General features: G+C 64.0%; 8 protein-coding genes. 2 read left to right on the top strand and 6 right to left on the bottom strand.

Annotated features, from left to right (window positions below):
• Positions 1 to 46: 46 nt before the first annotated feature.
• From dnaG to jaqu_RS08835, 4 genes are all read right to left on the bottom strand, one after another.
• Positions 47 to 1,966, bottom strand: coding sequence for a DNA primase (gene dnaG / locus jaqu_RS08820; protein ID WP_043918599.1), 1,920 nt, complete (start codon positions 1,964 to 1,966; stop codon positions 47 to 49).
• 97 nt (positions 1,967 to 2,063) lie between these two features.
• Positions 2,064 to 2,669, bottom strand: coding sequence for a TadE/TadG family type IV pilus assembly protein (locus jaqu_RS20605; RefSeq protein WP_141134337.1), 606 nt, complete (start codon positions 2,667 to 2,669; stop codon positions 2,064 to 2,066).
• 26 nt (positions 2,670 to 2,695) lie between these two features.
• Positions 2,696 to 3,274: a TadE/TadG family type IV pilus assembly protein gene (locus jaqu_RS08830; RefSeq protein WP_043918600.1), complete on the bottom strand. Its 579-nt coding sequence runs from the start codon at positions 3,272 to 3,274 to the stop codon at positions 2,696 to 2,698.
• A 10-nt stretch (positions 3,275 to 3,284) separates the two neighbouring features.
• Positions 3,285 to 5,123 carry a pilus assembly protein TadG-related protein gene (locus jaqu_RS08835; RefSeq protein ID WP_161793850.1) on the bottom strand — a complete coding sequence of 613 codons (1,839 nt, stop codon included), beginning with the start codon at positions 5,121 to 5,123 and terminating at the stop codon, positions 3,285 to 3,287.
• A gap of 194 nt (positions 5,124 to 5,317) precedes the next feature.
• Here jaqu_RS08835 and jaqu_RS08840 point away from each other — a divergent pair, with 194 nt between their 5' ends.
• The gene (locus tag jaqu_RS08840; RefSeq protein WP_043918602.1) at positions 5,318 to 6,736 is read left to right on the top strand and encodes a Glu/Leu/Phe/Val family dehydrogenase; all 1,419 of its coding nucleotides are present in this window, start codon (positions 5,318 to 5,320) and stop codon (positions 6,734 to 6,736) included.
• Here the strand turns inward: jaqu_RS08840 and jaqu_RS08845 are convergent.
• Together jaqu_RS08845 and jaqu_RS08850 are read right to left on the bottom strand one after the other, a co-directional pair.
• Positions 6,731 to 8,761 carry a monovalent cation:proton antiporter-2 (CPA2) family protein gene (locus jaqu_RS08845; RefSeq protein ID WP_084629611.1) on the bottom strand — a complete coding sequence of 677 codons (2,031 nt, stop codon included), beginning with the start codon at positions 8,759 to 8,761 and terminating at the stop codon, positions 6,731 to 6,733. The two genes, jaqu_RS08840 and jaqu_RS08845, sit on opposite strands and share 6 nt — an antisense overlap.
• A 37-nt stretch (positions 8,762 to 8,798) precedes the next feature.
• Positions 8,799 to 9,251: an Lrp/AsnC family transcriptional regulator gene (locus jaqu_RS08850; RefSeq protein WP_043918603.1), complete on the bottom strand. Its 453-nt coding sequence runs from the start codon at positions 9,249 to 9,251 to the stop codon at positions 8,799 to 8,801.
• Between the two features lie 131 nt (positions 9,252 to 9,382).
• Here jaqu_RS08850 and hppD point away from each other — a divergent pair, with 131 nt between their 5' ends.
• Entirely contained in the window at positions 9,383 to 10,477 is a 1,095-nt protein-coding gene (gene hppD / locus jaqu_RS08855) for a 4-hydroxyphenylpyruvate dioxygenase (protein WP_043918604.1), read from the top strand.
• Positions 10,478 to 10,596 lie beyond the last annotated feature (119 nt).

Here is a 10,596-nt window from a genome sequence, read left to right on the forward strand (position 1 = left end):
GTTAGCGCGAATCAATAGCTCGAATCAGCGCCGGCCACACCCCGAATCACTTTCTTTTCGTTTTCTCCCAGACGCGTGTGTCCAGAAGGTCCTGCAATCGCTTTGACATTTCCGCGGCTTCTTCGGCCGCGCTTCCCGTCTCCTCCCGAGGGGCCCGGATTGCGGCGTCCCTGCGCCGCGCTGCCTGGGTCACGCGCCAGGTCAGCGCCTCGTCTCCTCCGGCCTCCAGATCCTCCGCCGCTTCCTCGCGCTCCCTCTCTGCGCCCCGTCTCGTTTCGAGCCGGTTGAGGGCGTCGCGAATGCAGGCGGCCGCCGTCTCGTCATCCGCTCCCGGCCGCGTGGCCGGGACTATTCGGAGATGGGCGAGGCCCAGGAAGGCTTCAAGGGTGTCTCCTCCCAGACGCGCGCCGAGATCATCGCGCGTTTCCAATTCAGGGTCGAACGACAGAAGGGCGTCGGCAAGGGCTGAATGATCCTCGCGGCTCCACTGCATCCGCTCGAGATCATCGGCGAAGCTTTCGATGAGACGCGGATGGTGAACCAGGCCGGCCAAGGCCACTTGTTCGAGGACCGCATCCGGCGAAAGGCCCGAGGCCAGCGCGGAGTTTCGCGTTCCCGACATCGCTTGCGCCGGGGGCTGCCAGCGGCTGGTCCCGCCCTTGCCATTCCGCGGGGCGCGGACGGGCGGAGGCAACAGGTCGGCGCGAAGGCGCGCGAATTCGTCCCCGTAATGACGACGCAGACCCGGATCGTTGATGCGCCGGATCAGGCGCCGAAGATCATCGTCGAAGGCGGCCCGCCGTTCGGGGCTATCCAGTTGTCGTCCATCGGTTTCACGCTGCCACAGCAAGGAGATCATGGGGCTTGCACCTTCGATGACCGCCTGCATCGCATCACGTCCCTTCGCACGGATCAGGTCGTCGGGATCCTGTCCCTGTGGCAGGATCGCAAAGCGCAGTGACTGTCCCGCCTTGATGAGCGGCAGCGCCAGATCCGCCACACGCAGCCCGGCGCGCTGTCCGGCCTCGTCTCCATCCAGCGCGACGATCGGCTCGGGCGCGACGCGCCAGAGAAGCTGCAATTGCCGTTCGGTGACTGCGGTTCCCAGCGGGGCGACGGCGGCCTCGAACCCGGCCTGCGCCAGCGCGATGACATCCATGTAGCCTTCGGCAACCAGCAGCGGGGCGCCCTTTCCGGCTGCCGCGCGGGCCTCGCGAAGATTGTAGAGGTTGGCGCCCTTGTCGAAGAGCTCGGTCTCCGGGGAGTTGAGGTACTTCGCCTTGGCGTTCGGGTTCATCGCCCGGCCGCCGAACCCGATGCATCGACCGCGTCCGTCGCGGATCGGAAAGGTGATCCGGTTCAGGAACCGGTCCCGGACATCGCCGTCCTCCGCGGGGGTGGCGAGGCCGGCCGCTTCGATCATCTCAGGCGGCGCGCCCTTGTCCATCAGGTGACGACGCAGCCCCTCCCGCTCTCCGGGGGCGAAGCCGATCTCGAACCGGTCGATCGTCTGCTTCTGCAGGCCCCGGCCGTCGAGATAGGTCCGTGCCTCGGATCCGGCGCGTGTCGAAAGCTGGAGGCGAAACCACTTCGTCGCCTCTTCGCACAGCTCGGCCAACCGGCTGCGCCGGTCCGATTTCACGGCCGCCTCCGGGTCACGGGCGGGCATCTGCATCCCGGCCTCCCGCGCGAGCAACTCGACAGCTTCCATGAACGAGACGTTTTCGGTCTCCATCACGAAGCCGAAGAGGTTGCCCTTCGCCTGACAGCCGAAGCAGTAATAGAAGCCCTTCTGGTCATCGACGTGGAAGCTGGCTGTCTTTTCCTGATGGAAAGGGCAGGGCGCCCACCAATCCCCCTTGGCCTGGTTCGACTTGCGCAGATCCCAGACGACCTTGCGCCCCACCACCTGAGACAGGCTCAGGCGGTTGCGCAGTTCGTCCAAAAAGCTGTCGGGCAGTCGCATTGCCCAGATATCGGGGCACGACGATCCGGAGTCCAGCGATCAGCTTTTCGTCGTTTCAATAGGGGCCAGTCAGCTGCGACCGTCACCCGCGTTCCCGTCAGGAGAGGGGTTGGCAAGCGACGATTTCTTCAAAGCAGAGCTTCGGCGCGAAACGCTGACGGGTCACGGTCATGCTTTCCATGACGTATGGGTCGAGGCCGATATGGAACGGCGGATCGTAGGGCGTATACGTCTCGAGCATGGTGATGCGCTCGTTCGGGGCAAGGTTCGGAATCCGGCGCAGCAAACCGGCGACGTCCGCATTGGTCAGGTCGGGTTTTCCAGCCGTCGCATGGCTCCAGATGACCTCGTAAGCGTCCTTGGTCACGTTGCCGACTGTGTCGGTCTCAACGACCCTTTCGATTTCCGTGACACGAAGGTATTCCCCTTCCGCAGGGAAAGTGAGGTACTCGAGCACTTCCGCCATTCCCTCGATGTCCGCGATCTTCATCGTGTCCAGTTGCCGGGACAACAGGTCGCCGATCGTGTAGCCAGCCTTCGTGATCAGGGTCTGCTTTCGATAGGCGTCGTAGAACGTGAAGCTGACCAGATAGAAGAGGATGAGAACGGGTAGGATGATGATCGCTTCGGTCGCGATCGCGCCTCTTTCGTCGCGTCCAAAGCGGGATACGCGATGGCCGGCGCGGATCAACGGTTCGTTCACGAGCTTTCTCCGGAACTCGGTCAAGGTCATGGTCCCGGGGCCTTCTTCGGTTCGGAGACGAAAGCGGACGCTGCCATCATGAAGACCGTGTCCTCTTCTTGATCCTTCACCAGGGCAAGACCGAGCCCCAAGTGCGGGAAGACTGGATCGAAGTTGTAGCATACGCGGACAAGCGTGATCTCTTCCGCGCCTCCGACCGTGAGAACCCCTTCGTCCGTCGCTGCATCGAAGTCGGCTGGCTTCTGCTCGCAGGGCCCTTGTGAACTCGGCACGTCCCAAGTCGCGCGAGAGACTGGATTGAGCTCGACCCGAAGGGATGCCTCGCAGTTCGGCAGGATGAGCGCGCGTTCACAGATCTGACGTCGAACTTCCACGATCGTCCAATCGGGGAGAGGCGGCTCGGGAGTCGGATCAAGTCGGATTGCGCGCACCACGATGTCGATCCCCCGCTCGAGCATCAGCTGCCGTGTCAGCAGCAGAGAGGCTTCGAACGACGACAGGAACACCACGATGAAGATCGGGAAGACGATGACGAATTCGACCGTCGAGGATCCGTCTTCCGATTTGAAGCGGTGCCACAATTGGCGGAGGAGAGACATCGTCATCCTTGCTTGATCACTGGGTCAGTTTCAGGACGTTGATCGTCTGGGCGATCTTGTCGAAGGCGTCGTCCAGCTTCGAGTTCTGGTCGCTTTTCTCGATCTGGAAGTAGGTCGAGGTCGAGGTGGCGCAGTAGCTCATGACCTTCTGGCCGCCGGATGCCGCTTTGAAGGCGATCGTGTAGATGATGACACCTTCCGCCTTGGCCTTGTCGCAGAGGGCCTTGAGGTTCTTGTCCGCCTGACCGGTGGAGCGATAGACCTCGTGCAGGCCGCCCTGGCTGTCGGTGTTCTTCTTCCAGCCGGCGATCGAACGGAAGTCGTCGTCATGGACGGTGATCCCGTCGACTTTGCCTTTCTGCTTGTTCTTCGTCAGCGTATCGACGTGGTTCCGCGTCACCGTCTGCGGCAGGATGTGGTCTGCCACGGTCACATGGCTGAAGATCGAGGCGACCTCGCCCCAGGTCAGCTGACGCGCCTTGGACGTGCCGCCGACGGGTTCGTCGTCGACCTTGTCCTTCTTCCATTCATAGTGGATCGGTTCTTCTTCCTCCTCGCTCGTCTTTTCGAGGAAGATCGAATATTCGGTGTCGGACCGGTCTTCGAGGACGATCTTCTTGATCTCTTCGGCGATCTTGACGGGGTCGCCGGCATAAGTGCTGCGGATATCGTCGAAATCGTCGTGGTAAGCATAGATCGGGCTCGGGATGTCTCCGCGCCGGTCGGGCTTGAGATCGTGCTGCCGCGTGTTCGCGCCATCGGTCATGATCACGAGGGCCTTGATCGTCTGCTCATCCCCATAGGCAGACGGGCGCAGGGCGAAACTCGAATCCACTTCATCGTCGGAGATCATTTCGACGACCCGGCTATTCGCACTGGGATCGAGCAGAACCGTGCCCCACTTTGCGCCGTGGTCGATCGCCGTCCATCCGACGGCCTTCAGATTGCCGATCTTGCTCTTCAGGTCGTCCGGATCGTTGGAGAACGGAATGATCGCGTTCGTGTCGTCGAGCTGGCAATACGGATCGAGAAGGCCTCCGTATTTTTCTTTCCAGGGATCCAGGTAACGCTTGGCGTGGGGGCCGCCGGACCAGTGGTCGAAATGCGCGATCCGCTTGAGAACCCGGTTGTCCGCAACCGCGAGTTCCGTGAAGTCGCTGTTGTCCCAACGCGCGCAAGCGGAAAGCGTATGCCATGGGTCCAGGTCGTAGTACTTGCTCACGACCGACCCGACATTCACCTTGCCTTCGTAGGGAACGAGCGAGACGGAGACACGCTCTTTCTTGGCGGCCAGTTCGGCCGGGTCATCGGTCACGAAGACTTCGTCCACGAAGCCCTGAGCGGCGCCGCGCAGGGCCTCGATCTTTTCGCCCGCCATCGAGCCCGAGACGTCCAGCACGAGGCTGATCTCGATATTCGACCGACGCTCTTCGGCCTGTGCCGAAGCCGGGGCGGTCAGCGACTCGACGCCGAGCATGTCGAGGAACATCGACCGTACCGGCGCCGAAGAAGTCGCCTTCACGACGCTGACGCTGTTGCCTTCGGTGTAGATCTCGACGTCCAGATCGTAGCCGCCCAGGCCCGCGGCGCGGAAGTAGTCGCGGATGACCGCTTCGCGACCGTTGGTCTGCGACAGGGATGCCGCCGCCAGGCTCGCCCGATCCAGCGTGTACTGAATGCGGGCCCGTTCCGTCTCGAAGCGCATGAAGTCGAGCGCGACGCCCCCCGCGAGCATCATCATGATGAAGAGGAAGGCGCTCAGGATCGTCATCGCGCCTCGCTCCTCGCGGACGAAGCCCGAGACGTACCCGGAGGCGGTGGACTTGAGGCGTGACTTGAGGCTCGTGACGAACATGGCAGACATAGCTCCGAATCTGGTCCCCCCGGCGGGAACGGTCGAATTGCACCTTTTTCGTTCTGCAACCCGGCAGATTTGAGGCGGAATCTGCGGCACGAGCGTGTCATTGTTGTTCAATTCTGAACGTTTCCCGAAATAGGGTCGGCTTGATGTCTCCGCGTGCAACAGCGGGCCGAATTCGGGAGGAACAGATGTCAGCAGGTTTCAGCGCCTCGGTGGACGCCATGTATGAGCGTGCGGCCGACCTTATGGATATGGGGCCCGGCCTCCGCGAGAAGATCCGCGTCTGCAATGCCACCTACACCGTGCGGTTCGGTGTGCGGCTGCGGGGCGCGATCCACACCTTCACCGGCTATCGCAGCGTCCATTCCGAACATATGGAGCCTGTGAAGGGCGGCATTCGCTACAGCCTCGCCGTCAACCAGGACGAGGTCGAGGCGCTGGCCTCGCTGATGACCTTCAAATGCGCGCTGGTCGAAGCCCCCTTCGGCGGATCGAAGGGCGGACTCTGCATCGACCCGCGCGAATATGACGAGCATGAGCTTGAACAGATCACCCGGCGCTTCGCCTATGAACTGGTCAAACGCGACCTCATCAACCCGGCCCAGAACGTGCCCGCCCCCGACATGGGAACCGGAGAGCGGGAGATGGCCTGGATGGTCGACCAGTACCAGCGCATGCACACGACCGATATCAACGGCCGGGCCTGCGTCACCGGCAAGCCGTTGAACGCAGGCGGCATCCAGGGCCGGGTCGAGGCGACAGGCCGGGGTGTGCAATATGCCCTGCAAGAGTTCTTTCGCCATCCCGAGGACATCGCCAAGGCCAATCTCTCCGGCACGCTGGACGGCAAGCGCATCATCCTCCAGGGCCTCGGCAACGTCGGATTCCATGCCGCACTGTTCCTGTCGGAAGAGGACGGCGCGAAGATCACCGCCGTCATCGAACGGGACGGCGTCGTTCGCAGCGAGAAGGGGATCGACGTGGCCGCCCTGCGGGAGCATGTCGTGCGGACCGGCGGCGTCACCGGCTTCCCCGGTGCGGGCCATTCCGAAGACGGTGCCGCGGCGTTGGAGGACGATTGCGACATCCTCATCCCCGCCGCGCTGGAAGGTGTGATCCACAAGGAGAATGCCGCGCGGGTCAAGGCTCCGCTGATCATCGAGGCGGCGAACGGCCCCGTTACCGCCGAGGCGAACGACATCCTGCTGGAAAAGGGATGCGTCATCATTCCCGACCTCTACGCGAATGCCGGCGGCGTGACCGTCAGCTACTTCGAATGGGTCAAGAATCTGAGCCACATCCGCTTTGGTCGGATGCAGCGCCGGGCAGAAGAGGCGCGGCACCAGCTCCTGGTCGACGAATTGGAGCGTCTGTCGGCAAATCCGGACGTGAAGTGGACGATCTCGAAAAACTTCAAGGACAAGTATCTGCGTGGTGCCGGCGAGCTGGAGTTGGTGCGGTCGGGTCTCGATGACACGATGCGAGACGCTTACGGCGCGATGCGGGCCGTCTGGCATGCCCGCGAAGAGGTGCCGGACCTGAGGACCGCGGGCTTCATCGTCGCAATCGAACGGATCGCGGCCTCTTACAGGGCGAAGGGCCTATGAGGCGGGCCTGACGAGACGGGTCTCCCGGTCGGATCCTCCTTCGTCCGGGCTGTCCACCGGTTCCGGGTCTTCTGATGCGCCCCCCGGGGTTTCTTCGGGCTCCCGACCCTCGTCGACGGGGTCGTCGCCCTCGACGGCCCGCGCCGCCTCCTCGTCTTCGCCGAAGCGGCCGATGAGGCCATTCTCCAGCTCTTGCGACAATTCGGCCGCGCGCCTGGCATAGGCCTCGTTCTCGCCCACGGGGATGCCGGGCTTCCAGAGCGCGGCAAGCTGTCGGACGCTGTCGCGGTCATGGGCGTAGAACGCCTCGCGCGCCTCGTAGGCTTCGGTCTCGGTCCAGCCGAGGCGTTCCAGAGCATACCGGCCGGCGCGCAGGCTGCTGTCGAACATCTCGCGCACGATCTGGCGCGCGCCCGCACGGTACAATTCGTAGACATGCACCCGGTCGTAGGCCCGGGCGATCACCTCGATCCCGGGATTCATCTCGAGCGCCATCTTCGTCATCCGGACGGCGGCTGCCCGATCGTCCAGCGCGATCACGAGGACCTTCGCGCGTTCCAGACCCGCAGCCTTCAGCACGTCGGGCCGGGTGGGATCGCCGAGATAGGTCTTCACCCCGAAGCGGCGCATCGTCCGGATCGTTTCGACATCGCGGTCCAGGACGACGGCCCTCACACCCGCGCCGCGCAGCATCCGGTGGACGACCTGCCCGAAGCGGCCGACCCCCGCGATGATCACGTCGCCCTCCTCGTCCACCTCGTCCGGTGGCTCTTCGATGGAGGCGACCTGCATCCGTCTGGCCAGCGCCTCGTATCCGATGAAGAGCAGGGGCGTCAGCAGCATCGACAGCGCGATCGCCAGCAGGAGGATCGACTCGATCTCGGCGGTGAAAGCACCCACAGTCACCGCCGTGGCGGAGAGCACGAAGCCGAATTCACCGGCTTGCGGCAAGCTGAGCGTGAAGAGCGCGAGATCCCGGCCCCTGAGCCCCGCGACCATCCCCAGCCCCAGCAGGATCGCGGCCTTCAGGGCAAGCAGCCCAAGCGTCACGCCCGCGATCAGCAAGGGCGCACCGGTCAGGACCTCGAAGTCCATGCCGGCACCGACAGTGATGAAGAACAGGCCGAGCAGCAGCCCCTTGAACGGCTCGATATCCGCTTCGAGTTCGTGCCGAAACTCCGAGTTCGCGAGGACGACCCCGGCGAGGAAGGTGCCCAAGGCAGGGGACAGGCCGACCAGCGTCATCAACGCCGCGACGCCGATCACGAACAGGAGCGAGGTGATCGTCAGCATCTCGCGCAGGCGCGTCTTGGCCACGAAGGCAAAGACCGGCCGGGTCAGGAAATGGCCGCCCAGCACCACGATCGCGACGGCTGCAACGGTCATCAGCGTGGTACCCCATCCCGGCAGGTTGCTGACCCAGTCCGACACGATCAGCGCCATTTCCTCCACGGCGCCGTCGCCCATCTGCTCGGCCTCGCCATGCGCTGCTGCGGCCGGGCCGCCCCCATGATCGCGCCCGAGAAGGGGCAGGATCGCGAGGATCGGGATGACGGCGATGTCCTGCGCCAATAGCACCGAGAAGGAGGACCGCCCCCCGGGCGTCGGCGTCAGCCCCTTTTCGCCAAGGGTCTGGAGCACGATCGCCGTCGAGGACAGCGACAGGGTGAGGCCGATCGCGATCGCGACGGTACCGTCGAAGCCGAACAGAATGCAGACGCCCGCGATGGCGGCGGCGGTCAGCGTGACCTGGCCGAAACCGAGGCCCATCAGGCGCTTGCGCATCTGCCAGAGCGCGCGGGGTTCCAGTTCGAGGCCGATGAGGAAGAGCATCATCACCACGCCGAATTCGGCCACATGCTGAAGCGCGGTGGTCTCGGACCCCACGAGCCCCGAAACCGGGCCGATCAGGACCCCGGCGATCAGGTAGCCCAGCACGGACCCGAACCCGAAGCGCACCGCCAGGGGCACGCAGATTACCGCGGCACCCAGATAGACGGCTGCGAGGACGAGGAGGGAACCCATATATCTGGTCTAGGCGACCCGGCGCCGTGTCACAACGTCAGACGGGGAGAGGGGCGTCCCGCTTGGGCTGATCCATGACGATCTGACTGTGAACGCGCGCAACTGCCTCATGAGGCAGCAATGCCTGGTGGATGAGCGTGTTGAGTTCGGCCAGATCGGAGCACCAGACGCGCAGCAGGTAATCCGCCTCTCCGGTCAGGGTCCAGACGCCGGCGATCTCGGGCCGGGCGTCCAGCATTCTCAGGAAGGCGCGGGCCTGCTGGGGCGCGTGGGTCGCCATCTGGACCTGGACGAAGGCTTGGACGGTCAGACCCAGTTTGGCCGGGTCGAGGCGGGCCTGGATTGAGCGGACGTAGCCTTCGGCTTCGAGGCGGGCACGGCGGCGGCCGGCCTGGCTGGCGGAAAGGCCGAGGTTCCGGCCCAGCGCCTCGGAGGTTAACGAAGCGTTAATCTGAAGGAGGCGCAGCAACGCGCGGTCGATTTCATCCATGCGCGATTCTCGCAGATTTTAGGCCATTCCCGCAAGTCTGCCGCGTCTCATGCCGTGGTGCGGGGCTAAAGCGCGCGGAAACATCGGGCGGTGAGATGTAGTTGTTCTCCTGAACATAGAGGAGAGCAAGCATGGGTCCCTTCCCCCACGACGCCCCCCATTCCGAGATCAGCGAGGCGAACCCCGCCGGAACCGACGGGTTCGAGTTCGTCGAATTTGCGCATGAGGATCCGCAGGTGCTGCGCGATCTCTTCACGACGCAGGGATACACCCATGTCGCCACGCACAAGACGAAGGCCGTCGAGGTTTGGCAGCAGGGCGACATCACCTACTTGATCAACGCCGAGCCGGGCAGCCACGGGGCGCGCTTCGTGGCCGAGCACGGGCCCTGCGCGCCCTCGATGGGGTGGCGGGTGGCCGATGCGGACCACGCATTCCGCCATGCGGTCGCCAGGGGCGCCGAGCCCTATGAGGGCGGCGGGAAGGTGATGGATGTGCCCGCGATCGTCGGAATCGGCGGGAGCCTGATCTACTTCGTGGATCAGTACCGCGAGACCAGCCCCTACAACGCAGAGTTCGACTGGGTGACGGATGCCAATCCCGAGGGGGTCGGGTTCCACTATCTCGACCACCTCACCCACAACGTCCATCGCGGCAACATGGATGTCTGGTTCAAGTTCTACGGCGATCTGTTCAATTTCCGCGAGATCCGGTTCTTCGACATTCAGGGCAAGCATACGGGGCTCTACAGCCGTGCGCTGACCTCGCCCTGCGGGCGGATCCGCATCCCGATCAACGAGGATCGCGGCGAGACCGGGCAGATCGTGGAATATCTCAAGCGCTATAATGGCGAGGGCATTCAGCACATCGCGGTGGGCGCCAAGGACATCTACGAGGCGGTGGATGCCATCGCCGATAACGGCGTCAGGTTCATGCCCAAGCCGCCCGAGACCTATTATCCGATGTCGAAGGAGCGTGTGACCGGCCACGAGGAGCCGCTGGACCGCATGGCGGAACACGGCATCCTGATCGACGGGGAGGGCGTCGTGGGCGGCGGTGAGACGCGGATCCTGCTGCAGATCTTCTCCAAGACCTGCATCGGGCCGATTTTCTTCGAGTTCATCCAGCGCAAGGGCGATGACGGCTTCGGCGAAGGCAACTTCAAGGCGCTGTTCGAGGCGATCGAGCAGGATCAGATCGACCGTGGCGTACTGAAAGCCTCCTGACCGCGGCCGCTTTCACGAATGTTCAACCAATGCGGCGATCCTGCACGGATCGTCGGATCGGCGCGGATCGCGAACCGGAAAATCGCTGTGCACCCCCCCGCGCACCCCCTGTGCACCCC

It is taken from the genome of Jannaschia aquimarina (genome assembly GCF_000877395.1).
GTDB classification, from domain to species: Bacteria; Pseudomonadota; Alphaproteobacteria; order Rhodobacterales; family Rhodobacteraceae; genus Jannaschia; species Jannaschia aquimarina.